Genomic DNA, 26,408 nt, shown 5'->3' on the forward strand with positions numbered 1-26,408 from the left:
TTAGACTCCCATCCTTGCAATACATTTGATTTAGCGGTCAAAGAGCCACCAGATCAAACAGAAATAGTAATTTATTACCAGCCCCGTGAGCTCTGCAACGCCAAAAAAACTGAGGATTCCGCCTGAGATATAATTTTATTGCCAGAGAGAAGCACACTAACGGGAGCCACAGCTTCCGTCAAGTCGATCGACATTCATATTGTACAAGTATAATTTTTTATCGAACCAAGCCTAATCAACAGTCCAAAAATCCCCAACAAACGCACGTTAAAATAAAGACTAGCTTCCGCGATCGCAATCCGAGCGCGACCAGACAATTAGCCAGTTTCCCTGTTTCCTTTTTTCAGCTATTACCACTTACATCTATTTTGATCGGTCTACTTAATTAGGAATCGCCCGTGACACCAAAACTACAGCCCTCTCAAACTCCAAACTCCCGCATAAAATCACCAAAAGTACCTTGGTTCGAGCGGTTCATGGCACTGGTCGCCCTAGGAAATTTAAGCCTAGTATTATTTGACATATCTTACGTCCCCGGGCGAGATTTCTACCTCCGGCAACTGCCAGTTCTCACTCAAGTATACGACCCATTTAAAGGAATTAAACCCCACCGAGACACCCAGCAATATCTGGAAACCTTAGAAGAATTAAAAATTCAAGTAGTGCAAACAGGGTTGCCCTCTCCCCAAGTAGCAGCCAAATTGCAGGAAATAAACAATCTGAGCGCGAAAATGATCGACGAAGATCCCTTTCGAGTAGCATCAAAAAGTGGCACCCTAGAAAAAATCAAAGACCGGATGCGCGATCGCGTCCCGAATCCAGAAGACTCCGCTAAACAATCATTCCAAAGATTTTGGAGCCAAGACTATTTAAACAAACAAGACTGGCAAAAAGAAATCCAGTGGTTTGACTCCAAAATCAAGCCATTAATCGCCACCAACTATTACCGCGCGATCGGAGACAACGGCGAATTCACCGATAACTTCTGGCTAATCGACCTGCCATTCATTGCCATATTTGCGATCGAATTTCTAGCCCGTACCTACTCCATCAGCCGCCGCCACCGCAGCGTCACTTGGCGATCGGCCATGCTCTGGCGATGGTACGACATCTTCATGCTGCTCCCATTCTGGCGTCTGTTGCGAATATTACCCGTCACAATTCGCATCCACCAAGCCAAAATGCCGGATCTCCAACCCATACGCACCCAAATCAGCCGAGGTTTCGTCGCCAACTTTGCCCAAGAATTGACCGAAGTTGTAGTAATTCAACTCATCAACCAGATGCAACAATCAATTACCACAGGCGAACTCGCTCGTCAACTATTTCAATCTAAAAAACAGCGCTATCTAGACATCAACAATATCAATGAAATAGAAGCGATCGCCACCCATCTCGTGCAAATAACCGTCTACAAAGTCCTCCCCCAACTCCAGCCAGACCTAGAAGCCCTTCTCCGGTACAATATTGAAACCTTCCTCAAACAATCCCCCCTGTATGAAGGATGGAAGCAAGTACCCGGCCTGGGAAACCTGCCCGGACAGCTAGCAGAGCAATTAGTTGCAGAACTCTCAAAATTAGCCACCCTCGGCCCCCAAGATGCCTACGAAGCCTTCAAAATCGCCACCGAAGACCCCATAGGGATGAAACTCTCCAGCCAGCTAGTCCAACATTTCGGGCAAGCTTTAGGAACCGAACTGCAACAGCAGCAAACCTGGCAAGAAATACAACTGCTGCTGTGCGACTTCCTAGAAGAGTTCAAAATCAACTACATTCAGCGGTTGAGCGAAGAAGACTTCGAGAAAATTTTAGAACAAGCCAAAGAACTGCAACGGATAGCCCCGCGTTAGGGCAAGTCTCCACCGCTTTACTTATTTTTTTCTTCCCGAATTAGCAATTAGCAATTACCCTGCTGTAACTCCTGCAAATGAAACTTGCTGGAATTGTAAAGTTTCATTTGCGATCGGCATTCTCTACGAGAGTCATCTGCAGGGTTGTGCATCACATCTTCAGGGCTGTAGTGAGTGAGACCGCCGTTAGGGTTCTCACCGGCCTGGAGTGTCATGTTTTTAGCGAGAAAGCTCAATTTTTTTAGACGTATATTATATCAATATATATGTAAGTTTGATTAGATTCTACTTTTTATATGTCTTCTGTAAAGTAAAGTTAAAAACTACTACACATAGCTCTAAACCAAGTAATCTATTAGATATGATTGCTAACTGGTTTCCTAAAGGCTAAAATAATTTACCAAACCTAGAAAAAAATAAGGCGCATAAGTATCTTTAGTCATATCTTATTATACCCATACCACAAAAAATACGTAAGTAGCCATTCTTGTTTAAGCAAGTTACTATCTCAAACTTTTCACAAACTATTATAGATTGCTTTTCAATATATATTTCCTCAGCCTCATTTCACTAAATCCCCTGAGATTTTTCAGCCAACTCGTTACCCCAGGAGTAACACCAATCAATGTCACAGACCTCTGCAACCACTTTCCTGTCAAACCGTTATAAAAAAAAGGTGTCCCTGCGCCTAATTTTAGTATTCCCATTCGTTCTGCAAATATTTGCCGCCGTCGGGCTGACAGGCTGGCTATCCCTACGCAACGGGCAAAAAGCAGTCAACGAAGTGGCCAGCCAGTTGCGGAGTGAAATTACGGCCCGCATCCAGCAGCAGCTCAACACATACCTAGATACAGCCCCTCGCGTCAATCAACTGAATGCCAATGCCCTTCGACTAGGATACTTAAATCCCGACGAATTGGAGAGTACGGAGCGCTATTTGTGGGAGCAAATTCAAGCCTTTCCTTCTCTGCCCAATATGGGTTTTGCTAGTAAAACTGGAGAATTCATTGCCATAGAACGCCAAAAGAATGGCAAAGTAGTTTTTAAAATAGCAGACAAAGAGCATCGGAATGAACTTCATATTTATGAATCTGATAGCAAAGGCAATCAAACGAAGCTCTTAACAGTCTCCCGCAACTACAATATACTCAGCCGTTCATGGTATAAAGACAGTGTACGCTTAGGCAAGCCCACATGGAGCGAAATTTTTTCACTTATAGGTCAGAAAACGCTCTCGCTTCCTGCCGGACATCCAGTTTATGACGAAAGTGGCGAACTGCGCGGGGTATTCGTTGCTAATTTTCTGATCTCTTTCCTCAGTGACTTCCTGCACAGCTTAAACATCGGTCGTTCGGGACAGACATTCATTATGGAACGTTCTGGACTCCTAGTAGCGAGTTCAACTCTCAAAGAAGCATTTATCACCAATAATGACCAGCTCGATCGCCTGAATGCTTTAGATAGCACAGATGATTTAATTCGGCTGACAACAGCACATTTAAAAGAACGCTTTGGCGACCTCACTAAAATTAATAGCTCTCAGCAATTGGATTTTACGATCGCCGGCCAGCGGCAATTCCTCCAAGTTATGCCCTTTCAGGATAGCCGAGGATTGGACTGGCTGATCGTCGTCGTAGTTCCTGAAAGCGATTTCATGGATCAAATTAACGCCAATACCCAGACTACCATTTTGTTGTGTTTCGGAGCCTTGGCGCTAGCTACCGTTTTGGGAATCTTAACCGCACGCTGGATTACCAGCCCGATTCTCCGTTTGAGCGCAGCTTCTAGAGCGATCGCGAGTGGCGACTTAGAGAAAAATGTGCAGGTAAAAGGCGTAGAAGAACTAGAAGTTCTGGGTCAGTCTTTCAACCTTATGGCACAACAGTTGCGCGAATCCTTTGAGGCGCTAGCCAAGACCAATTCCGAGCTAGAAATCCGAGTAGAAGAACGCACCGCCGAACTCACGGAAGCCAAACAAATCGCTGATACTGCCAACCAAGCTAAAAGTGAATTTTTAGCGAATATGAGTCACGAATTGAGAACACCACTCAATGGCATTTTAGGATACGCTCAAATCCTAGAACGCTCAAAAACGATGGCTCCGAAGGAACTTCAAGGCATCAATATTATTCACCAATGTGGCTCCCACCTGTTAACCCTGATCAATGACATCTTAGACCTCGCTAAAATTGAAGCCCAGAAATTGGAACTGTACGCGAAAGATTTCCATTTTCCTTCCTTTTTGCAGGGAGTCGCAGAAATCTGCCGCATCCGAGCCGAACAAAAAGGAATTGCTTTTGTTTATCAACCCAGTTCTGAGCTGCCTCCTGGCATCCACGCTGACGAAAAACGGTTGCGACAGGTACTAATTAACTTACTGAGCAATGCAATTAAGTTTACAGACTCGGGACGAGTGACTTTTAAGATAGAACATCTGGAAAAGGGGACAAGTGAAAAGGTACAAAGCAATGACCAAAAGCCAGCCTCACCACTTCACCAAATTCGGTTTCAAATAGAAGATAGTGGCGTTGGTATGACACCAGAACAATTAAAAAAAATATTTTTGCCTTTTGAACAGGTAGGAGACAGCAAGCGTCAGGCAGAAGGAACCGGACTCGGTTTAACAATTAGCCAGAAAATTGTCGAAATGATGGGTAGTACAATCCAAGTAAAAAGTCAGTCAGGAGTCGGCAGTGTTTTTTGGGTAGATTTGGATTTACCGGAAGCGGCAGACTGGGCAAATACAGCCACGATTGCCAAACAAAGAAAGCTGGTTGGCTACCAAGGTAGAAAGCAGAAAGTTTTGGTTGTGGATGACAAATGGGAAAACCTCTCGGTGATTGTCAATCTCCTGGAACCCCTCGGCTTTGAAGTAACCGAAGCTAAAAACGGTCAAGAAGGTTTAGAAAAAGTAGAAGAGTTTAAGTTTGATTTGATTATCACTGACTTAGTGATGCCAGTGTTAGATGGCTTTGAGATGATGCGCCGTATCCGAATTTTGTCACACTATAAAGACGTGGCAATCATTGCTTCATCTGCCAGTGTATTTGCTACCGATCAACATAAAAGTTTGGAGGGGGGAGCCAACGATTTTCTCGGTAAGCCAGTTCAGGCAGAAGAGCTATTTGAGATGTTGCAAAAGTATTTAAAACTTGAATGGATATATGACGAACAAAAAAATGAAAAAATCAGCACTATTCCCTTTTCCTCTGATCCTCAATCACTTTCTGCATCGAAATCTGTAGTGGCTCCCCCGCCAGGAGAAATAGAACTTTTATTTGAACTGGCGATGAGAGGCAACGTAAAAGGAATTGTGAAGCGCAGTGAGCACCTAGAGAAGTTGGATCAGAAATTTGTGTCCTTTGCTGTTGAGCTGCGCCAGTTAGCCCAAGGCTATCAAGTCAAAAAAATCAAAGAGTTTATTACATCCCACAGAATAGAAAAAGAATGAAGGCAACAAATATGGAAACAAGTAGCATCTTAATCGTCGATGATAATCCTAGCAATCTGGACGTACTTTCTGAAGCTTTAGCGGGTTCGGGATGGGAGATATTGGTAGCAACTGATGGAGAAACTGCCATCGAACAGGCTGAATATAGTCAGCCTGATTTGATTCTTTTAGATGTGATGATGCCAGGAATTGACGGGTTTGAAACCTGCCATCGGCTGAAGGCAAGTCCGTTGACGAACGAAATTTCGGTAATTTTTATGACGGCTCTTTCGGACATAGGAGATAAGGTCAAGGGCTTTAATCTAGGGGCTGTGGATTACATTACTAAGCCCTTTGAACAAAAGGAGGTCTTAGCTCGCGTCAACCTCCATTTAAAACTGCGTTCTTTGACTAAAACTCTCGCAGATCAAAATCTGCTTCTCAAACGGGAAATAGAAGACAGGCTCGCAGCAGAAGCAGCGTTACATCAGCTCGCGCAGGAGTTAGAAAAACGGGTGGAAGAACGAACGGCTGAACTTTCTCAAGCTTTGGATAATCTTAAAAAAGCTCAAGTGCAAATAGTTCAAAGTGAAAAGATGGCTTGCCTGGGTCAACTTGTAGCTGGGGTGGCTCACGAAATTAACAATCCAGTTAGTTTTATCTCCAATAATATCCCTATTGCCAAGGAATATATTGCCGATTTGATCGGGATGACTCGGCTTTGCCAGCACAACGTTACTTCGACATCAGAATTTGAGGATAAGTCCCAGGAGATTGAGTTAGATTTTATTGTTGAAGATTTGCCAAAAATTATTGATTCAATGGCGCTAGGAACAGAGCGACTTTACAATCTTTCTATGTCACTGCGTAATTTTTCTCGGTTGGATACCTCGGCACTAACGCCAGTGAATATTCACGATGGGCTAGATAGTACCCTGTTGATTTTAGGTCATCGATTGAAAGGTAAAGGCACTCGCCCAGCTATTAAGGTTATTAAAGAGTACGGCGAATTACCGCTGGTAGAGTGCTATCCTGGGCAAATCAATCAGGTGTTTATGAATGTATTAGCGAATGCAATTGATGCTTTAGAAGAGTCTACGATTAGTTGTCCGCTGTGCGGGGAAAAGAAACAGAGCAATGATACTCCACAGATTCGGATCTGCACTGAAATGCTTCAGGATGACACAGTGGTGATTCGGATTGCTGATAATGGGATTGGTATAACTCAGGAAGTAATGCAACATTTATTCACGCCGATGTTTACTACTAAATCAGTAGGTAAAGGGACGGGTTTAGGTTTGTCTATTAGCCGTGAGATCGTAGAACGAAAACATGGTGGTAAGCTGAGTTGCATTGCCTCGCCCGAATGGGGGGTAGAGTTTGTAATTGAGATTCCTATTCAGCATTAGTAATCAGAATTCTTTCTGGTGAATGTTTGTTGGGCTGTTTTGTCAGTATACCGTTAATTTGCCGATCGCCCATGTCTAATCTACTAATCACCATCACTGTCAAACTCTTGGCCGCCTATCAAGAAGCATAGGGCTTGTCCGAACTGAAATTAGAATTTCCCTAAGAAACTCTTGTATCGCAAGTCCTAGAACGCCTGAGTGCCACTTCACCCCTGTTCTAGGGGCGATCGCACCTGCTTCGGTATTGTAAAACTTCCTTGAGTTTATAAGCAATTATAAACAATAATGGTATCATATCGCTATGAGTGTTGAACAAGAAATACGCACAGCCCAAAGAACGGAAGTCTCAAATGCAGCTAACAGAGAGGCACATCATTAAATCAACGGAACATCGTTTCGTCCAGATTGACGAATTAGCTTTCAAGTCCAAAAACCTCTACAATGCCACCAATTACGTCATTCGTCAGAGTTTTATTTATGGGTGGGGCTATGTCAATTACAACGAAATGAACCGATTGATGAAGTCTCACGAAGCATATAAGGCTTTGCCTGCTAAAGTAAGTCAGCAAATCTTAATGGTGCTAGACAAGAATTGGAAATCGTTTTTTGAAGCCGTTAAAGCTTACAAATCTGACTCTTCAAGATTCACGGGTCGCCCAAAATTGCCAAAGTACAAAGATAAGACTAAAGGGCGAAACCTTCTCGTTTACACGATTCAAGCAATTAGTAGCAAACAGTTAAAGAAAGGAATTATCAAACTTTCCGGCACTGAGCTTTCAATTAAAACCCAACTCAATCCCAACCAGATTTGTCAAGTTAGAATGGTTCCGAAATGTGATTCATATGTAATTGAGGTGATTTATGATGCTTGTACTGAGCGAAGTCGAAGTGAAGCGGAGTCCACCATCAGTAATGCCAACTCTGTAGCTAGTATTGATTTAGGACTAGATAATTTAGTGGCGTTAACTTCAAATCAGCCGGGATTTATCCCTTTGTTGATTAACGGGCGACCATTAAAATCGATTAACCAGTTCTATAACAAACGCAAATCCCGATTACAATCCCAGTTAAAAGGGAATCGTCAAACCTCACCCAGAATTCAGCGATTAACTCGCTGTCGTAATCAGAAAGTTGATAATTACTTGCATCATGCTAGTCGTGTGATTGTTGACCATTTGGTAGTGAACCAAATTGGAACGCTGGTAATCGGCAAAAATGCACAGTGGAAAACCGATATCAATCTAGGTAAACAAACAAACCAAAATTTTGTCAGTATTCCTCACTCTCGATTAATTGAGATGTTAGAATACAAATCTCGGTTGGTGGGAATCACAGTAATTGTGCAGGAATAATCCTACACATCCCGCTCTAGTTTTTTAGGTTTAGACCCAATTCCTGTTTATGGAAAAACAGAAAAAGAGCCTGTGTTCACTGGTAAACGGATCAAGCGAGGTTTGTACAAAACATCGACTGGTCAGTTAATTAATTCTGACGTGAACGCAGCGTATAACATTCTCAGAAAAGCAATCCCAAATGCGTTTAGCAATGGGATAGGGAGCTGCGTACTTGGGCCGAGGCGGGTCAATCCGCTCCAAGTAAAAGTGAAAGGGGAGGGGCTTAACGCCTCCCATGTCTATAAATGACTATACTTTTGCCAGCTATCAACCAGGAATTTGCCCTCGCCCCACCCCACTCCAAAACGGTGATGAAGTCGTCCTGATTCCCCCTGTCAGCTATCCCCTTCTGCCCTCGGACAGTCCGCCGATGGCGATCAGTTTGTCACCGGGCGGGCGATCGAGCTAAACTGAGAACTGAGGCCTCCCTTCGATCGAAAGAAGTCCTCAAACTTCTTGGAAGAAATTGTTTTACCTAGGAGTGGGTCAAGCCCACTTTTTTTGTTGCATTAGTCGCAGGAAAAGAGCTCAGGGCGTCTGACTTGCAAGTTGAGGACTGATTTAGTAGGGGTAATCCCCCCGCTTGAGATCCCTGCTGGGATGTTGGGTAAGTCCCAAAGTTGAAGACGAAAGTCGCAGCCACCTAATCAAACCACCTCAAAACCAAGCAATCTCAACACCAAATTTTTCCTTGCCCGTGTCCGAGTTTAGGAGTTTTAACTTAAGTATTCGATATGACTCATCCCCTAATCCCACAAATCATTGACTTAGCTACCCCCGTTGCGGAAACACTGGGATTGGAAGTAGTGGGAGCAGTGTTTCACACCAACCAAAATCCTCCCGTCTTGCGGGTAGACATCCGCAACCTCCAACAAGACACTGGTTTAGCCGACTGCGAGCGCATGAGCACAGCCCTCGATGCTGAGTTAGAGGCAGCCGACATCATACCCGATGCCTACGTGCTAGAGATTTCCAGTCCCGGAATATCCCGATTACTCAGCAGCGATCGAGAATTTATTACCTTTAAAGGTTTCCCCGTGACAGCCAAAACCACCGAACCCGACTCGCGAATCAAAGAGTGGAAAGGACTACTCCTGGGCCGGGATGAAACAGCGGTTTATCTCAATCAAAAAGGGCGACAGGTTAAAATTCCCCGCCCTCAGATTGTCAAAGTTGAACTAGACGAAGGAAAGGAGATGTAAAGGGAAATTTTGAGTTTTGAGTTTTGAGTTTTGAGTTTTGAGATTGCCTCGCAGCAAGCTGAAAACGCTTGGCTGCGAGTTAATTTTTAACAATCATATCTGTAGCAGCGGGTTGAATAGGGACAACAAATAAATTGTTACAGCACCGATTTCCCCTAATCCTATTCAGTAACTCATCACTCCTATGTCATTACTTCTGCTTGAAAATTTCCCAGTACCAATTACCGATTACCAGTTACTTATTACCACAGCAAAAAAGGAGAGTTTTATATGTCAATGGTTCCCCTGCCCGGACTCAAAGAAATGGTCGAAGGTATTAGCAAAGAACGCAATTTGCCCAAACACGCCGTCCAAGCAGCCTTGCGAGAAGCCCTGCTCAAAGGATACGAACGCTACCGCCGCACCCAAAAACTCGATCACTTCAGCGAAGAATACTTCGACAACTTTGATGTAGAACTCGACGCAGAACAAGAAGGTTTCCGCGTTTTAGCCAACAAAACTATTGTCGAAGAAGTCATCAATCCCGATCACGAAATCTCACTTTCCGAAGTGCAAGAAGTAGCCACGGAAGCTCAGCCGGGGAGCATCGTGCTCGTAGACGTAACACCAAATCAAAAAGAATTTGGTCGCATGGCCGCGATCCAAACCAAACAAGTTCTCGCTCAAAAACTGCGCGACCAACAGCGCAAAATGATTCAAGAAGAGTTTAAAGATTTAGAAGAAACAGTTCTTCAAGCAAGAGTTCTCAGGTTTGAGAGGCAGTCGGTAATTTTAGCAGTTACCAGCAGCTTCGGTCAGCCAGAAGTAGATGCCGAACTCCCTAAGCGCGAACAGTTGCCCAACGACAATTATCGGGCTAACGCTACATTCAAGGTTTATCTCAAAAAAGTAGGCGAAGGCTCTACTAGAGGGCCGCAGTTACTTGTTTCTAGAGCGGACGCAGGTTTGGTGGTTTACCTGTTTGCTAACGAAGTACCAGAAATAGAAGACGGTGTGGTGAGAATTGTCGCCGTAGCCAGGGAGGCAAATCCGCCATCCCGGCACGTCGGCCCCCGGACTAAAATAGCAGTTGATACTCTCGATCGCGACGTAGACCCTGTAGGAGCCTGCATCGGAGCGCGGGGATCGCGGATTCAGGTAGTAGTAAACGAATTGCGCGGCGAAAAAATCGACGTGATCCGCTGGTCTCCAGACCCCGCAACTTATATTGCTAACGCTCTGAGTCCCGCTAGAGTAGATGAAGTGCGTTTAGTTGCTCCAGAAGGCAGGAGAGCTCACATTTTGGTCGCTGAAGACCAACTGAGTCTTGCCATTGGCAAAGAAGGTCAGAATGTCCGCCTCGCAGCCCGCCTAACTGGTTGGAAAATCGATATCAAAGATATTGCTAAGTACGATCGCGCCGCCGAAGACACCAAATTGGCAGCAGAAGCAACCAGGCTCGAAGAACTAGCAGGCGACTACGACGCAGACGAAGCAGGCGACTACGACGACGAGGAAACCGCAGAATTTGAGCAAGAGGAGGCAGCCGCCACGGAGGAAACCGAAGCCGCAGTCTAAAAACTGTGACATTTACCGAAGAAGAATTCAGAATTCAGGAGCCAGAATCCAGCATGGGTTCTGTGCGACAGGATGGAGAATCGAGGTTTAAAGCCCCCGATTTTAATCGTGGAGCCGAAAAAATTCTTTCCGTGACCCTTACCCCTGACTTGGGGCATGGCGTATTTTGAATTCTGAATTCTGTCTTCTGACTCCTGAGTCCTTGTCATAAGATGTTCTATCTTCGCCAGACAAGGAGGACTTGTCCCCTACTCCCCCTCTCACAAGAAATGAAACCGAACTACCGGTGCTGTGCAAGTTGTCGAAAAATAGCTCCTAAGGAAGCTTTTTGGCGAGTAGTCAGGCTCTATCCTTCTCATCAGGTACAATTAGATCATGGCATAGGCCGTTCTGCTTACCTTTGTCGGGAAGCAGAATGCCTCAAAGCAGCTCAGAAAAAAAATCGACTTGGGCGATCGCTCAAAGCACCTGTGTCTGACGAACTCTACCAAACACTTTGGCAGCGTTTAGCCACATCTGACTGTACATCTTACTCGGGCCTAGCCGGACGAAAAACCGACAATAGTTCGGCATCGACTGTATAAACCCTCTTGGCAGCCCTACCAGTAATTACTGGTAGCGCCAGCTATAAAACCCCAATCCGATCTGCCCACCAGTCTGGAAAGATTTGTGTCAGATTAGATAAGGGTAGGGTACTAGCAGAGGTATCCTCAAGGTGGAAAGGCAAACTTTGAAGCTTGAGAGAGTGGGTTTTGCCAAAACTCAGACTTCGGAGTTCCAAGTTCCCAAACAGACTTGAGAATTCTTCAACCGCAGACTTCAGCGAGTTGCATCTTTTAGATAAAATTGCTGAGCGAGTACCAAAACCCCGATTCCTGACACTGAATCAATCACACCGAATGATGTCGTCATTAGCACAAAAAATCACAATGTAAAAACTGGTTGGCACAAAAGAGGGCAGAGTGGATGAACAACGGCAAAGTAAGAATTTACGAATTATCACGGGAACTAAATTTGGATAATAAAGACATCTTGGCAGTTTGCGAGCGGCTCAATATTTCAGTCAAGAGCCACAGCAGCACAATTACAGAATCCGAAGCAGAGCGCATTCGCAAAACGGCGGAAAAATACGTAGCCAGTAGCCACTCTTCCCCCGGCAAGCCAGCTCCACCCGAAAGAGCAGCAGCGCCATCTAGAGAATCTGGCCCTCACCCTAACGACCAACAAAAAAAGCAGCAAATTTTAGAAATACGCAGTCCAAAAGTACGACCGGCTGGTGCAAACTCCCAGCCTGCAGGCAACGAGGAGAACAAAAATCAGCCGACGGCAACCGTGGCAACTCCTCCCAAGTCGCCTGCAGCTCAACAACTCCAGCCTCCAGCTAAACCGAATATCAATCGACCTGTACTGTCGAAGCCAAATGTCGCTGTGTCGGCGGCTCCGTCAGAAATAGTGTCGGAAACTGTAGGTGCGATCGCCCCGGAAACCACCGCCCAGGCTCAGGCACCTGTGGCACCTCAACCGCCGTCGGAAAAGGCTCCAGAACGCACCCAGCAACCGCCGATCGCCCCCCCTGCGCCGTCGGCCAAACTCACGTCGCCGCCAGTCAGAGGGGCGTCAGAGTCGGCTAGCCGTACCCCACAAAATCTGGGGAACAAGCCGGTACTCAAACTTGCAAAAACCGAGCAAGAGCAATCAGGACAGTCAGAAACTCTGGAAGCGCCGGCTAAACCGAGCCGCCCCAGCAGACCTGCACCGGGAGGTACCGAATCTCGCGACGCGCAAAGACCGCGCCGGGAAGGCGCTGGTGGCCCAGTCAAAACTCAACTTGCCGATCGACCCCAGCCCGGTGGCCCGCGCCGGAGCCTTGCCCCCGCAACGTCAGCTACCGGGCTGCGTAGCCGGGGCGGTGACACCGGAGCCGCAGGGGATGACACGGATGACAATGAAGAAGATAATACGCCGTTGCTGGGGATTACTCTCCTCGAAAGGCCCTCCCTCCCTCGTCCTGCCAAAAAGACATCGGTCATTTGGGAAGAAGATGATGACGAAAACTCAGATGCTGCCAAAGCTGCCAAGGCTGTTAAGGCAAAACGTTCTCGCCTCAAACCAATAGATGAGGATGACGACGACTTAGAAAACGGCTTGGATCTGCCAGCACCAGTCACGGTCAGCCTGTCCCTAGCCCGCCCAGCTAAAGCGAAGTCACAAGCAGCACCCAAGTCAACACCAACTCCGGGCGCACCCGGAAGCAGTGGAAAAAATAAAAGACCGGGCCCTTCTCACGATAAAAGTTCTTCTTCTGGTTCTAGTGGGGGACGCGGCAACCGGGGCAAAACAGCCGAAGCTAAGGTAGAACGTCCAGAAAAGCTGCTGCTGAGCAGGCCGATGACCGTTCAAGAACTAGCAATTACTCTGGCTGTTCCCGAAACCGAAATTATTAAGCGGCTGTTCTCTAAAGGTATTGCGGTCAACATTACCGAAACCTTGGACATTTCAGCGGTGAGAATGGTAGCCGAAGAAATGGGCGTAGAGGTAGAAACCCCAGAAAAAGTAGCCCCAGCTATCAAAGTGATCGAGATGCTGGACGCAGCGGATTTGGAATACCTCGAACGCCGTCCGCCAGTCGTAACGATTATGGGACACGTGGATCACGGTAAAACTACCTTGCTCGACTCGATCCGCAAAACCAAGGTGGCTCAAGGAGAAGCTGGGGGCATTACCCAGCACATCGGTGCTTACCACGTGGATGTGGTACACGAAGGCAAGAGCCAGCAGGTGGTATTTTTGGATACGCCCGGTCACGAAGCCTTTACAGCGATGCGGGCTCGGGGAACACGGGTTACGGACATCGCCATCTTGGTGGTGGCGGCGGACGACGGCGTGCGACCCCAGACAATTGAAGCGATCAGCCACGCGAAAGCGGCGAAAGTGCCAATTGTCGTGGCTATCAATAAAGTTGACAAGGAGGGTGCTCAGCCGGAACGGGTGAAGCAAGAGCTTACTGAGTACGGCTTGGTGGCAGATGACTGGGGCGGCGATATCACGATGGTTCCAGTTAGCGCGATTCGAGGCGAAAACCTGGATACTCTGTTGGAAATGATTCTGACAGTGGCGGAAATGGAAGACCTCAACGCCAACCCGCACCGACCGGCTAAGGGTACTGTGATTGAAGCTCACCTCGACAAGGCAAGGGGGCCTGTGGCAACTCTGCTGGTGCAGAACGGCACTCTGCGAGTGGGCGATATTGTGGTCGCAGGCTCGGCTTTGGGCAAGGTGCGCGCCATGATCGATGACCGGGGCGATCGCGTAGAGCAAGCAACTCCATCCTTCGCGGTGGAAGTGCTAGGGCTGCGGGAAGTTCCTCGCGCCGGAGACGAGTTTGATGTCTTCGCAAATGAAAAAGAAGCTGCGGCGATCGCCTCTGGAAGAGCTACCTCCCGACGAGATTCACGCCTGCTGCAAGGCGGCCGGATCAGCCTCAGCGGCTTCTCTCAACAAGCTAAGGAAGGCGTTCTCAAGGAACTCAACTTGATCTTGAAGGCAGATGTCCAAGGCTCCCTCGAAGCAATTGTCGGCGCTCTGACTCAACTTCCTCAAAAAGAAGTTCAACTCCGACTGCTGCTATCTGCTCCTGGGGAAATTACAGAAACGGATATTGACCTGGCAGCAGCCAGTAATGCTGTAATTATCGGGTTCAATACTACTCTCGCCACCGACGCTCGCCTCGCGGCCGACCAAGCGGGCGTAGACGTGCGGGAATACAGCATCATCTACAACCTCTTGGATGACATTCAAGGGGCGATGGAAGGCCTGCTGGAACCCGAATTGGTGGAAGAACCTTTGGGTCAAGTGGAAGTGCGCGCTGTCTTTGCGATCGGTCGCGGGGCTGTGGCTGGATGTATGGTACTCTCTGGCAAAGTCATCCGTAACTGTAAGGTGCGGGTGCGCCGGGGTAACAATGTCGTTTACGAAGGTGTCCTCGACTCCCTAAAACGGATGAAGGAAGATGCCAAGGAAGTCAATGCTGGCTTTGAATGCGGCATTTCCTTGAGCGGGTTTAGCGACTGGGCGGATGGCGATCTTATTGAAGCCTACCGGATGGTTACTAAACGCCGGACTCTCTCTCAATAGTTTTGAGTTGTGAGTGTTGAGTGGGAAGAGAATTTTTGAGCGATCGCAACCAAATTGCCGATCGCTCGCCACTCTTCTCTTCACTCAATACTCCCAAACTCATCTGACAGTTGACAGTTGACAGTTGACAGTTGACAGTTGACCGAAAGAAGAAGGAAGAAGGAATTAAGAACTTCCTAATCGTCTTTACCCTTGCTTAAAATTTAAAATTCGCTCGCTCAAATAAGAATTACCGAAATAAACCAGATTTCTGCTTGTAAGTCCTCGGTTTGATAGCTAAATATTTACTCCTGGCATCGGATTTCAGAGTCAAGAGTGCATCCCAAAATCTCAAAATCCAAGATTCAAAACTCCTAATTCATAACTCATAATTATTTAAAGTGCGTTCTTTTTGGTCAGATCCTTTTTTGTGGATTCACCTTTCTGGGGCGGCTACACTGCCGATTTTCCTGGGACTGTGCTTGCTGGGACTCGCAGTGGGTTCTCCCCTGCTCCCTGTCTGGTTAGAAATATTTTTAGTGGCTGTAGCAGGTATTGTTCCTGTGCTGTGGATGCAGTGGTTCCGCCCTTTTTACATTTTTAGTATTTTAGTTGTGGCGGTGAAACCGCAGAATTTAAGTTCTGTGCAGCACCGGCTTCTGACTCGGTTTAAAACTAAGTTAAATCAAGGAATCGCTCTTTTTGTCGCTGTTTTGCTGGCAGTAATTTTGTGGCAACTCTACCGATTGGCTCCCCTCGCGGCTTCGGTGGCTCCCTTTCCTCCTTCCTGGCGGTGGGCTGGATTGTTGTTGGCAGTTGCTGCTTTTTTAGCTAGCAATTTGTTTTTGCAGGTGTCTGCTAGTGTCATGGCGGTTTTGCTGACGCCGGAATCAGAATTTGCAGCGACAAAGCCTCATGTTTTAGAAAAAATTCGGCAGGATTTTACGATCGCGCCCTGGCAAGTCGATCGACTTTTGCCGGCTTTGGCAGCCGAGACAACTGCCGCTGTGGCTGCACCTGCAGAGTCCATTGGGCCAGCATCCGGCATAGGGAATTCGTCAGTCGGCAGTCTTGTCAACCCAAAACCTGCTGACACCAACGGCGTTACATCTCTACCCGAACAGTCGATCGAAAAAAAGTGAAATAAAAAATTAAGAGGGGGACAATTGTAGTTTAAGCTACTTTAATTTGTACCGATGTATGCTGTTAAAAAAATAGGTAAGGCCCCTCTTCGGATAGAGATTATTAATAGTCTTAATATTTAATTTTTAACCGCAGGTTGTGGATATTTTATGTTGGCTATCTGGAGAGAAGAATCTATAATAGAGAGTGTCAAGGTCAGCTTTCAATCCTTACAGGGGATTAAAATAGAGGTATAACAATATGGCGAATTATTTACCGATCGCACAAGAACCTCAAGCCGCAGAGCCGATCGAGCTGTGCGAAGATTCTGAAATCTGGGGCAGTCTCAAATCCGCGATCGGCGCAAGTTCAGGATTTCAACGCTGGCAGCTAGAACTCAATTTTGAGCGTCAGCAGCAAAATGCCACCATCGATCAGCAGGTTCGTTCCTATCTGCGGGAAACTTTAGAAACTTTGGCTTACTGAGAGCAGCCAAGCCAAATGCTGTAACCGATAGTACCTTTCCATCGCCCCATGTTTAAAACCAACTTGAAACACGGCGTTAATTTCACGATTTCTCAGAACAAAGGGCGTTTTAGAATGAATCATAAATATCCTAGCTCCTTCTATTCAGGAGCTAGGACGTTATCGATACCTACTTAAAACTTAAAAAATCACCGGATTGAATCGTCCAAAAATTAGCTGAGCTGCTCCAAGGATTCAAGTAATATTTGAGCACTACGCCGATGGTGGAATTTAGCAGCAATCTTCTGTCGAGATTTCTGAATCATGCTCAATGTTAATTCTTTGTCCTTTAGCAATTTTGCTATGGCCTCTGCCATTTTTTCGGGATTTTCCGGCGGGACTAGCATACCGTCAACACCGTTATCTATCAATTCCGCCATTCCACCCACCTGCGTCACTACTACAGGAGTTTCCATAGCCATTGCTTCCATAACAGCTACAGAAATTCCCTCTTTCAAGCTGGGTAAAACAAAAATATCAGCCTCTTGATAACCTTGGCGATTTCGTTCTTCTGAGACAGAACCAAGCAGCTCAACATAATCAGACATTGATTGCTCTTGAATGAATTTCTCGAGTTCTTTACGGTAGCCATTACCAGATTCTGCATCTTCCCCAGCAATCTGCAAGCGGACATCAAACCCTCGTTCTCGAAGCAACTTAATTGACTCAATCAGGTACTTTTGTCCTTTTGCTATATTCAGACGGCCACAAGTGTAAATTCGGCATTGACTGCCTTCCTGCCAAGGAGTATAGGGAGTTTCACGCTTAACTTCATCTAGATTTACACCGACTGGTGACACCCTGACATCCTTGGGCAAGAAGCCTGCCAGCTCATCTTTGACAGAATTGAGGAGTTGTTTAGACATTACAGAAGCAAAAGCAGAATGTTTCCATTTTTGTTCTTGATTTGGCCCAAAATCTTCTAACTGACCGAGAAGAGCCAGACTATAAGTGATGTCCGAAAGTATGGAGGCAAATAGGGCTATATTAGCAGCATTGCTACAGGAATGAACGTGGACGTGAGACCAGCCCTGGGTTCTGGCAAGCCAAGCTAGCTTAGCCCCCATAACAACCCATACCAAATAGTAAAGCCTTTGAGAAAAGGATAGATTTTTAGTATTAGCAATTACACTGAGGCAGCGCCACCAGGCAATCGGGCCAGCTTTGATGAGTTCTATGGGAACCTTCACAAAATCTTTGGTCTCAAAGGGTATCAAATAATCAGTCATACTTTGCGCTTTCTCGGCCCAAGTATGTACAACTTTAGTGGGCGGACGGCGGGTTGATATCATGTGAGGTTTCATACCAAGATCGAGCATTGCTTGATATTCTCGCCATATCCAAGTATGAGTTTGTCCGGGAAATTCAGGGATAAAGTAGCCAATCTGTTTATTCATTATTGATTCTTTTCCTTAGCAAATCGACAAATTGAAATGTGCTAAACAATCGCTTGTTTGTTCCTGATTAAAAAACTTTAGCTGGCGGAACCCACGCCCTGCCATTTTGTTGGGATAGGTAGTCGGTGATTTCAATAAATGCTCGCTTTACAAAATCTAGGTTCACAGAATTTGGACTCACATTCGGCACCCCAGACATTTAATTTCTCAGAATTTTTAATAGATACAAACATAGTTTGGGGGAGATCCAAAAAAGTCGAGATGTATCAACCAAAAACTCCAGTCCCACTACGTTGAGAGGGTGTAAAATTTTAGGGTACTGAATGTGAGCAGTCCTTGAGTAGATGCTGACTACCCGGAGAGGTTTCACATTGTTTTGTGGCTAATAGTCTAGGCGGTTTTGCCTGCTGTAACCTTTAATCGAGTCCGATCTTTGCCCATCGCCAAACATTTTTTAACAGCAGCAATTACATCTTCCACATCTGCATCGGTTAATTTGGCCGAAATCGGCAAGCTAACTGTATGCCGCCCAATGTAGCCAGCATTCGGATAGTCTTCCGGCTGCCATCCAAACATTTCTTGATAGATAGGATGTTCCGGCATACTCATATAATGTACGCCGACACCGATATTTTCAGCATTGATAGCGTTGAGAAATTCGTCGCGGCTGATTCCAGTTTTGGCTTCATCTACCAGAATGGTGTACAGGTGATAAGCGTGAATTGTATCCGGTTCGGGGTTGGCTGGCAAAGTAATCGGCAAATCCGCAAAGGCTTCGTTGTAGCGCTGCCAAATCTGCTCCCGCCGCTGCCAATAAGGCGTGACTCGTTTCAATTGATGAATGCCGATCGCAGCTTGCAGATCCATCATATTGTATTTAAAACCCACTCCCACCACTTGGTAGTGCTTGTAACCCGAGTCGCTGAAGCGCTTCCAAGCATCTTTGCTCATACCGTGCAGCGCTAAAATGTTGAGCTTGTCGGTATCTTCTTGACTGGCGACCAGAATCATTCCTCCTTCGCCCGTCGTGATGTTTTTGGTAACATAAAAGCTGAAGCATCCGAAGTCGCCAAATGTGCCTGATTTCCGCCCCTTGTACTCTGTTTCGATCGCGTGAGCACAATCTTCAATTAACTTCAAGTTGTGACGGCTAGCAATCTCGCAAAGCGCATCCATATCGCAGGGACGACCCGCGAAGTGAACCGGCAAAATTGCTTTAGTTTTTGAAGTGATTTTAGCTTCTACTTGAGCCGGGTCAATATTCATTGTCACCGGATCTACATCCGCCAATACCGGTGTTGCCCCTGCATGGATGATGGCATTAACTGTAGCGCAAAAAGTCATCGGAGTAGTAATGACTTCATCCCCCGGTTCCAAGCAAGCAGCGAGGACGCTCAAGTGCAGTCCCGCCGTACAAGAATTGACTGCTATCGCGTACTTGGAACCCTTGTAAGCATTGAATTCGTCTTGAAATTTCATGACTTTCGGGCCTGTACCCAACCAACCTGTTTTCATGGTTGCCACCACTTCTTGAATTTCAGCATCTTCGATCGCCGGTGCACCGAAAACCAAGAAACGGTCTTTTGAACGAATAGGATTGTTGTTCATGTTGCTAGTGTTACCCAGTAAGTAAACTTGATCAAATGGAAGTGTTAATGAATGCAGTATCAGCGTTTTTTACCCAGATTTTTTGCTAATACCTTGTGTAATGGCATCTTTTGTATAACAAGCTTACTAATGACAAGCCGTTTTTTCGCAAGCGCCTGACCCTGACAGAATTTATATATTTTAAGATAGATAATCTGCAATGTCCAGTAGATCGTATTTCAGTTTATGGGTGATACACAAGCTCTTACCCGCATTTTTTACTTTAAATACTTTTTTAAAAAAATATTTTTTCTCTATAAACTTTTTGTAAGATGTCGAACATCTATCCAGAGAAAGATTTGACAGCGAAGTTATCTAATTTGTGATTTTTAATTTTAGAATTAGGAATGACAGATTCCCGTGAGGTTTGGAGCTTGGGTGGAGTTAGATTTTGTTTTAACTCGTGTAAAATTTAGGCAAATTTTGCACAAAAAAAATGTAACTCCCCTGTAATTGATGCAGGTTCAGCAACATTCTGCGATCGCTCGAAGCAATCAACCGTCCTTGACAAAATCCACTACAATCGAGGCAGACGAATCTTGTTCAAAATATCTTGCAGCCGTTCTGAAACGCCGCCCAATTGTTCTGACAAAGCTACAAGTTTACCGTAAGCTTCAACTAAACGATCGCCCTCAACATAAACTTCTGGAGTAGGATAATTCTTCATCGCTTCCAGCAGTGTAATCTCGTTATCATTAGTTGCAGACAGCACCAAGGCAGATCTCAAAGCTTCTCGATTTGCATCCCCAGAAGGAGTGCGAATTACCTGACCAACTTCATCGAGAATTATTTCCCCAACCTTGCTGTTAAGCGTCCGATCCAAAAAGCTTTGACTGACTTTTACCGGTCTCGTCAGACTGTTGCGAACCGCTTCCGGGTCTTTTTTGGCTTTTCCCAGCAGCATTTCTAACCCGGGCGACATTTTCCCAGTTTCTGCAAAAATTTCTAATTCGCTGACGGGTAAAGTCATTCGGATCGCACTGTATTTGAGCACTACCTTTTCGGCAGCCGCCGCAGCATTGCTGTAAAATACAATTCCCGCGCCTGCTGCCAAAAATAACGTCCACCGCCCTTTGAAAAATGATCGACCCATAGTAAAATCTCCCAACATCTTTTTCTACTTCGACTTTGACACATCTCATTAGTTACTGCACAGACTAAGGTCTTCGGGAAATGCCACATTATTCGATCGCGCCAGCCGTTATACCATTTTAGATTTTAGATTTGAGATTTTAGAATTGCAAATGACTAATCATCGTGATTTCTAGTAGGGGCCTACAGTTGCATGATTTTTGGGAACTGGCATTACCTATATCGGATGCTAGGCAAAAAACTCGGTTCAGGGCGCTAGTACGGGCTTTTGACTCTGTGCGCGGTGCACAGCCTACTGATTCTATCTCCCAATCTCCCGATCCTAGCAAAATGCCGAACGCCAGCTCTTCTATCAGTGAAGGCTGGCGCTGGGCTGAAATTTATTTTATATATTTAGGGTCTTTATGAAAGCTGACCCCAATTGAACGAATTACAAGCGGTTTATGATTAGGGCCTTTAAATTTGCTGACCCCAATTGAAGCCACATTCTTATAATTACAGGGATCGCTGGAAAACCACGATTTCATAATAATTTCTTTATATTTATAAATTTTCCTTGCCTCAGATAGATTTTTGTCTCGATTTGTAAATTTTTGTTACTTCGACTTCGGGGATCGGCCCTCGGCGCGCTGCTCCCAGCGAAACAGGAACACCATCAGGGCCACAACTCCGACTTGGAGGGCAAAATTAGGCAAAGCAGAACCAATTTCCCGCCCCGAGGCAATTTTAGCGAGGAAAACCAAGCCGCCGATAAAGCCCGAAGCGCCACAAGCTACATAGACAAACTGTCGCAGAGGCCGGTAGGGAGTGGCCATTTCTGCGGTTAAACGCTCGTATTGTTGGCGGCTGAGGTTGCGCGGATTTTTTGGGATGTTTGTGCGATCGTCCGAATTTGGAGCTGGCATAGATTTAGAAAATAAGTAAATTAGGATTTGGCCACAAAAAGCCTGTTTTTACCAAAAACGGTCTGGCTGAGGCGGCTAATACGGTCGAAAAACCAGGTTTTTGGTACTTTGGGCGCAAGTCGAGTGAATATTAGGCTACAACAAATATGTCACAACTGCCGCCATAAATCACCGCTGAAGCACAAGCACAACTGTTTGCAAACAGCCGATAAAAACACCCAAAATGCCTCCTAAATTTACAATTCCCTGCAACTCGCTTTTGACAATTCCCTGAATCGCTAACTCCAACTCTTCAGGAGAAGTACCTTTTACTCGATCGACAATCACCTGGTCAATATTCAAAATCGGGATAGCCTGAGCTACAATATTTTCTAAATCCCGCTCTAAATAACGCTCTAAAACCAAAGCCAGTTCTTTGCTGACAATTTCCAGGGAAGCGCTCATCACCGCTGAAGTTTGCAAGCGATTGAGAATCAACCGCGAAATATTTTCCCAATCAATAGATTTGCTCAACCCCTCAAGTACGTCTGTACCGCGCTGTTGAACATAGCTGCGAACGCTGTCGCGCATAGTTTTTCGCAACTGTCTCACAGTCGAAACCGGTAAATTTTGCATCGACAAATTTTGCAGCCATTCCTGAATTCGCCCGCGAATTCCCAAAGAAATAGTTAACTCTGCTAAGCGCTGATTTGTCGCCTCTCTGTCATCCAGACAAAAAGTCCGCAGCCGAGTTAAAGTGTTCCGCAAACCAAACAAATTGGCTACTACCCAATAAGTGCCACTGGTTTTTTCTCGAAACCCTTCATCGATGATCGAAATATTGCGATCGGTCAAAAAGTCAATTAAAGCCTGCCGCAGCACTTCCGGGGGTATTACTACCTGCAACAACCACTCAGCAAGCTGAGCCGCCTGAGCTTCCGTTAGCTGAATCTCCAGCAAAACTTGATCAAAAATTTGATTAAGCTGAGCTTCTAAAAAATCTTCCCGGCGCGCCAAAACTTTGAGAATTCGCGGCACAGATTCCCCCAGCAAATCTCGCAAAATGTTAGCGAGAATTTTAGCCGTTTTTTGCTCTGCGTCTGCTTTTACCTGATCCAGCGCCAACTGCAACAGCCAGAGAATCACCGACTGCATCCGCTCAGTTTGCAGGAGGCGGCGCGCCAAGTTTTGCAGTTCCTCCGGCGTCAGCAGCGAACCCATAATTGTGTCGGAAATTCGCTTTGCCAAGCGCTCTTGGTTGCGGGGGATCAAGCCTGGGGTGAAAGGCAACTGCCGCCCTTTGATGTAAATAGCTCGATAGGGGCGGAACAACATTTTGATTGCTATATCGTTAGTGAAATAGCCAATAATTCCTCCCACTACAGGTGGGGCCAACAACAGCCAAATGTCAGAGGGATTCATCAATAATTGGGAATTGGGAATTGTTGATTGTTGATTGTTGACTGTTAACTGTTGACTGTTGACAACTGACAAGTGACAACTGACAACAGTCAACTGACTAATACCAATACTCCCATCATAGCTCCAGCAATCGGGTAGTGGGTGGCGGCGGCAAATCCGGCTTTGTTGGCGATCGCGACTTGCTGCTGGCCGATCGGGAATTTTTCTAAACTAGGATTAATGTAAGCATATTCTTGAGTCATGCCAAATTGCTGAGCAATGGGCACTACGAGACTGTCTAGATAAAACTGCTGAAAGCTCCGCATTAGGGAATTGCTGGGGCGGTGGAGGTCGAGAATAGCTGCTTTGGCACCTGGTTTGAGGACGCGGTGCAATTCCTGAAGACTGCGGGGGATGTCAGTCACGTTACGCAGGCCGTAACCCATTGTGGCGCAGTCGAAGTAATTGTCAGCAAAAGGCAAGTCTAGGGCGTCAGCTTCTACCCAGGAAATGGGACTTATAGGGGTAAGAAAAGGTCGATCGCGCTTGGCAGCCACGGCCAATTGTTCGGCGGAAAAATCTACTCCAAATACGCAACCAGTCGGCCCTGCTTGTTTGGCTAGCAACAAAGCTAGATCCCCGCTACCGCAGCACAAGTCTAAACAAGTATTTCCGGGGCCCGCACTGCTCCATTTCACCGCCATTTGCTTCCAAATCCGGTGTTGCCCAAAGCTCAACCAGTCGTTTAATTGGTTGTAAACTGGTGCAATTCGATTAAATATAGTTTTAATTTCTTCGGGGTTATTAGTCATTTGTTATTAGTTATTAGTTATTAGTTATTAGTCATTGGTCATTAGTCATTAGCCATTAATCATTGGTCATTGGTGATTTATCAGCAGGAAAAAATAATTAATCCGTGCATTCATGTCATGCTGTCGCCAGTCATTAATGCTTTTTTATTTGTTAGCGAGCGATGAGCTTTTGTCGAGAATCATTGGTTTGCTATCATTTGAGACTCCAGACACAGAGCCGAATGATGACTAAGGACTAATGACTGATGACTAAGGACTAATGACTGATGACTCATGACTGATGACTAATGACCCTGAAAACTCGTCAATACCAAAGCAACTTCTTGAGCGGCGAGGTGAACTGTTGTGAGTTCGTCGGGGCGCAAGGAACAAGGTTGCTTCCACTGCATGGAAATCAGGGCGATCGATCGACCTTTGTGAATCACCGGGATGCTCAGGTGAGCTTGAATGCCGGATTTCTGATAGTGCGGCAGACTCGCTAGGTTGGTATCGAGCCCAATATTCACAACACCCTGAATAGTTTGAGAGGTAATTGCTTCTCGAACCAGAGGATCATCTGCCAGCCAATTTTCCACAGTTGAACCAGTGGTGTGACTGCCTTGGAGTGGTATTAAAACATTTCCTTCCACCAGTTGCAAAATGCAAGCGTCAGCCAAAAAATTATCGCTTACAGCAGTAGCAATTGGATCTAAACTTGCTTCCAAACTCGGATAATCCACAGCAGTTTGCATGATTGTTGCTAACAGTTGTATTTGAGTTTGGGCGCGATCCAATTCCTCAGTCCGCTGCTTAAGAATTTCATAAGTCTCGGCAGCCTTTTGCACCACCATTTTCAATTCGTTCGGGTCCCAAGGCTTGGTGATATACTTATAAACCTGTCCTGAGTTAATCGCATCCACCAAGTCTTCAATGTCCGTAAAACCAGTCAAGATAATTCTGACCGTATTCGGAAACTGCGGCACGGTTTTGCTCAAAAACTCCGTTCCCTTCATTTCGGGCATCCGCTGGTCGGAAATGATCACGGCGACCTCGCCTTCGATGCCGAGGACTTCCAAGGCGCGAATTCCGCTCTCAGCTTTGAGAACGTTAAAATCTCGTCGGAAAGTGCGGTAGAGTAAATCCAGATTGTCTGGTTCGTCGTCTACTACCAGCATTTTGGGCTTTTTCGGTCTGTGTAGGGTCATGAGCTGGCGTTTAATTTGATCTAGCTCTGAAATGGCATTATCCATAACAATACGATAAACTCCCCTTTGTAAATTTAGGCGAGCAACTATTCTGTAACAATAGTCTCATAACTCACTTACTATTAATCTATCGCTCTGCCGCGACACGAGCCTTGCCGGTATCCAATCACACATAACTTAGCGCTAGTTTTTGATTCAATTATGACTGATACACCGCAAGATTCCTCCCATCCTGCATCTGCACCCTCCACCAATGCTGTGGATGCCGAAAAGTTAATTCGATCGCTCCGCCGCAAAGAAGGCACTTGGGTAGAGTGGGGACAGGCCTGCACAGCACTGCTAAAAGCTGGCTACAACTCTCAAAGGATTTTTGAAGAAACTGGTTTTGAGCCAATTCAGCAAAATCAAGTAAGCGTCGCAGCCCAAGTTTACACCAGCATGGTAAATGCTGGAGCTTCAGAAGAAGTTCGATCGCACTTCTTGGGCAAAGGTAGTGATATCTTATACGAGTTTCGGATTCTCTCTCAAGTAGAGCGTGCCGGGGCGGCTGCTTTGATGCTAACCCACAATTTGGATGTTGACGATGCTCGCCAAGTTGCTAAAGCGATCAAGGAGTTTTCGCACTTCGGGAGTCTCCCCCAAGGGTTCACAGACACTCCCGGCGATGCTATGGCTTACCAATGCTGGCAATTGGCGAGGCAGAAAAGCGATTTGCAAGAGCGATCGCGCTTAATTGCTCGCGGTTTAAAATTAGCTAGCAGCCCAACCGCTAGGGCGCAAATCGAGCAGTTGCTCGTTGATTTTACCGTAGTTTCGAGAAAGGAAGCGCCCCGCTTGCCCGTCTATCGGCTGGATACCGAAGAACAATTGCCGCGCGTTGTCCCGGTTGTGGGCAAATTGCCGCTTTCTACGACAGATTTGCTGGCAGTGCCTTGGCCGGAGGAAATCGAGCCGTTCCGAATGGTAAAATTTTCTGGAGCCGGAGCTTGGGTGGCAATTCCCGGATGGCAGGTAATTTTGAACGCTGAAGATCCGGTGGCTGTTTTGGAAATGAGCGATCAATTGCCGGTACCGCTGCAAGGCAAAGTTGAAGAAGTTTTGATTATTGCCGATCGAGCCCAAAGACAGTGGGATGCAGACAGTTATTTCCTAGCCGATAACGCTGGCAATTTAGAATTGTACTGGTTTGAACAATCCCCGGATATTCCTATTTTGGGGCGAGTTGTTCTGGTGATGCGTCCGAAAAAGATTGTGGATGAAGACTATACCAAAGATGGGTGGCAAATTGATGATTAGTCAGTTGTCAGTTGTCAGTTGTTAGTTGTTAGTTGTTAGTTGTTAGTTGTTAGTTGTTAGTTGTTAGTTGTTAGTTGTTAGTTGTTAGTTGTT

The 26,408-nt window shown here is 46.0% G+C and carries 20 protein-coding genes and 1 pseudogene; 12 read left to right on the forward strand and 9 right to left on the reverse strand.

Annotation, left to right across the window (positions count from 1 at the left end):
- The first annotated feature begins 398 nt into the window (after nt 1-398).
- Nucleotides 399-1,850 carry a hypothetical protein gene (locus QUA43_RS26455; protein WP_333377957.1) on the forward strand — a complete coding sequence of 484 codons (1,452 nt, stop codon included), beginning with the start codon at nt 399-401 and terminating at the stop codon, nt 1,848-1,850.
- 47 nt (nt 1,851-1,897) lie between these two features.
- On the opposite strand, the gene QUA43_RS26460 is transcribed toward QUA43_RS26455, so the two are convergent.
- Complete coding sequence (locus tag QUA43_RS26460; RefSeq protein ID WP_333377960.1) at nt 1,898-2,065, reverse strand: hypothetical protein; 168 nt, start codon at nt 2,063-2,065, stop codon at nt 1,898-1,900.
- Between the two features lie 410 nt (nt 2,066-2,475).
- Here QUA43_RS26460 and QUA43_RS26465 point away from each other — a divergent pair, with 410 nt between their 5' ends.
- The 8 genes and pseudogenes from QUA43_RS26465 (at nt 2,476) to infB (ending at nt 14,976) form a co-directional block, all read left to right on the forward strand.
- Nucleotides 2,476-5,301 (forward strand): ATP-binding protein, encoded by a 2,826-nt coding sequence (locus tag QUA43_RS26465; RefSeq protein WP_333377963.1) that lies wholly within the window; start codon nt 2,476-2,478, stop codon nt 5,299-5,301.
- Nucleotides 5,298-6,689 (forward strand): response regulator, encoded by a 1,392-nt coding sequence (locus QUA43_RS26470; protein WP_333377966.1) that lies wholly within the window; start codon nt 5,298-5,300, stop codon nt 6,687-6,689. Before QUA43_RS26465 ends, QUA43_RS26470 begins: the two co-directional genes overlap by 4 nt.
- Nucleotides 6,690-7,039: 350 nt before the next feature.
- Nucleotides 7,040-8,332 (forward strand): annotated as a pseudogene (locus tag QUA43_RS26475) (RNA-guided endonuclease InsQ/TnpB family protein).
- The gene (locus QUA43_RS26480; protein ID WP_333377969.1) at nt 8,319-8,492 is read left to right on the forward strand and encodes a hypothetical protein; all 174 of its coding nucleotides are present in this window, start codon (nt 8,319-8,321) and stop codon (nt 8,490-8,492) included. The pseudogene QUA43_RS26475 and the gene QUA43_RS26480 overlap by 14 nt, the downstream one beginning before the upstream one ends.
- A gap of 325 nt (nt 8,493-8,817) precedes the next feature.
- The gene (gene rimP / locus QUA43_RS26485; RefSeq protein WP_333040953.1) at nt 8,818-9,285 is read left to right on the forward strand and encodes a ribosome maturation factor RimP; all 468 of its coding nucleotides are present in this window, start codon (nt 8,818-8,820) and stop codon (nt 9,283-9,285) included.
- 270 nt (nt 9,286-9,555) lie between these two features.
- Nucleotides 9,556-10,842 (forward strand): transcription termination factor NusA, encoded by a 1,287-nt coding sequence (gene nusA / locus QUA43_RS26490; protein WP_333377972.1) that lies wholly within the window; start codon nt 9,556-9,558, stop codon nt 10,840-10,842.
- A 269-nt stretch (nt 10,843-11,111) separates the two neighbouring features.
- The gene (locus QUA43_RS26495) at nt 11,112-11,426 is read left to right on the forward strand and encodes a YlxR family protein (protein ID WP_333377975.1); all 315 of its coding nucleotides are present in this window, start codon (nt 11,112-11,114) and stop codon (nt 11,424-11,426) included.
- A 382-nt stretch (nt 11,427-11,808) separates the two neighbouring features.
- A complete protein-coding gene (gene infB / locus QUA43_RS26500) occupies nt 11,809-14,976 on the forward strand; it encodes a translation initiation factor IF-2 (protein ID WP_333377978.1) in 3,168 nt (1,055 codons plus the stop codon).
- Here the strand turns inward: infB and QUA43_RS26505 are convergent.
- A complete protein-coding gene (locus QUA43_RS26505; RefSeq protein WP_333377981.1) occupies nt 14,951-15,079 on the reverse strand; it encodes a hypothetical protein in 129 nt (42 codons plus the stop codon). The two genes, infB and QUA43_RS26505, sit on opposite strands and share 26 nt — an antisense overlap.
- Nucleotides 15,080-15,383: 304 nt before the next feature.
- On the opposite strand from QUA43_RS26505, the gene QUA43_RS26510 reads away from it, so the two are divergent.
- Both QUA43_RS26510 and QUA43_RS26515 read left to right on the forward strand, forming a co-directional pair.
- Entirely contained in the window at nt 15,384-16,097 is a 714-nt protein-coding gene (locus tag QUA43_RS26510; RefSeq protein ID WP_333377984.1) for a low-complexity tail membrane protein, read from the forward strand.
- A gap of 241 nt (nt 16,098-16,338) precedes the next feature.
- A complete protein-coding gene (locus tag QUA43_RS26515) occupies nt 16,339-16,563 on the forward strand; it encodes a hypothetical protein (RefSeq protein ID WP_333152289.1) in 225 nt (74 codons plus the stop codon).
- Nucleotides 16,564-16,775: 212 nt separating this feature from the next.
- Here QUA43_RS26515 and epsE read toward each other — a convergent pair whose 3' ends face one another.
- The 7 genes from epsE to QUA43_RS26550 all read right to left on the reverse strand — a co-directional run bounded on the left by epsE (nt 16,776) and on the right by QUA43_RS26550 (nt 25,064).
- On the reverse strand, nt 16,776-17,999 hold the full coding sequence (gene epsE / locus QUA43_RS26520; RefSeq protein WP_333377987.1) for an exopolysaccharide biosynthesis GT4 family glycosyltransferase EpsE: 1,224 nt from the start codon (nt 17,997-17,999) through the stop codon (nt 16,776-16,778).
- Nucleotides 18,000-18,389: 390 nt separating this feature from the next.
- Complete coding sequence (locus QUA43_RS26525) at nt 18,390-19,607, reverse strand: DegT/DnrJ/EryC1/StrS family aminotransferase (protein ID WP_333377990.1); 1,218 nt, start codon at nt 19,605-19,607, stop codon at nt 18,390-18,392.
- Between the two features lie 556 nt (nt 19,608-20,163).
- Nucleotides 20,164-20,739 (reverse strand): alpha/beta hydrolase, encoded by a 576-nt coding sequence (locus QUA43_RS26530; RefSeq protein WP_333377992.1) that lies wholly within the window; start codon nt 20,737-20,739, stop codon nt 20,164-20,166.
- Nucleotides 20,740-21,334: 595 nt separating this feature from the next.
- Entirely contained in the window at nt 21,335-21,643 is a 309-nt protein-coding gene (locus QUA43_RS26535; RefSeq protein ID WP_333057719.1) for a DUF3493 domain-containing protein, read from the reverse strand.
- A 168-nt stretch (nt 21,644-21,811) separates the two neighbouring features.
- Nucleotides 21,812-23,044 carry a DUF445 family protein gene (locus QUA43_RS26540; RefSeq protein WP_333378007.1) on the reverse strand — a complete coding sequence of 411 codons (1,233 nt, stop codon included), beginning with the start codon at nt 23,042-23,044 and terminating at the stop codon, nt 21,812-21,814.
- Nucleotides 23,045-23,133: 89 nt separating this feature from the next.
- Nucleotides 23,134-23,835 carry a bifunctional demethylmenaquinone methyltransferase/2-methoxy-6-polyprenyl-1,4-benzoquinol methylase UbiE gene (ubiE, locus tag QUA43_RS26545; protein WP_333377995.1) on the reverse strand — a complete coding sequence of 234 codons (702 nt, stop codon included), beginning with the start codon at nt 23,833-23,835 and terminating at the stop codon, nt 23,134-23,136.
- A 284-nt stretch (nt 23,836-24,119) separates the two neighbouring features.
- A complete protein-coding gene (locus tag QUA43_RS26550; RefSeq protein WP_333377998.1) occupies nt 24,120-25,064 on the reverse strand; it encodes a response regulator in 945 nt (314 codons plus the stop codon).
- Between the two features lie 156 nt (nt 25,065-25,220).
- On the opposite strand from QUA43_RS26550, the gene QUA43_RS26555 reads away from it, so the two are divergent.
- Nucleotides 25,221-26,315: a RuBisCO accumulation factor 1 gene (locus tag QUA43_RS26555; RefSeq protein ID WP_333378001.1), complete on the forward strand. Its 1,095-nt coding sequence runs from the start codon at nt 25,221-25,223 to the stop codon at nt 26,313-26,315.
- Nucleotides 26,316-26,408 lie beyond the last annotated feature (93 nt).

Source organism: Microcoleus sp. N9_B4 (genome assembly GCF_036701635.1).
Taxonomy (GTDB): domain Bacteria; phylum Cyanobacteriota; class Cyanobacteriia; order Cyanobacteriales; family Microcoleaceae; genus Microcoleus.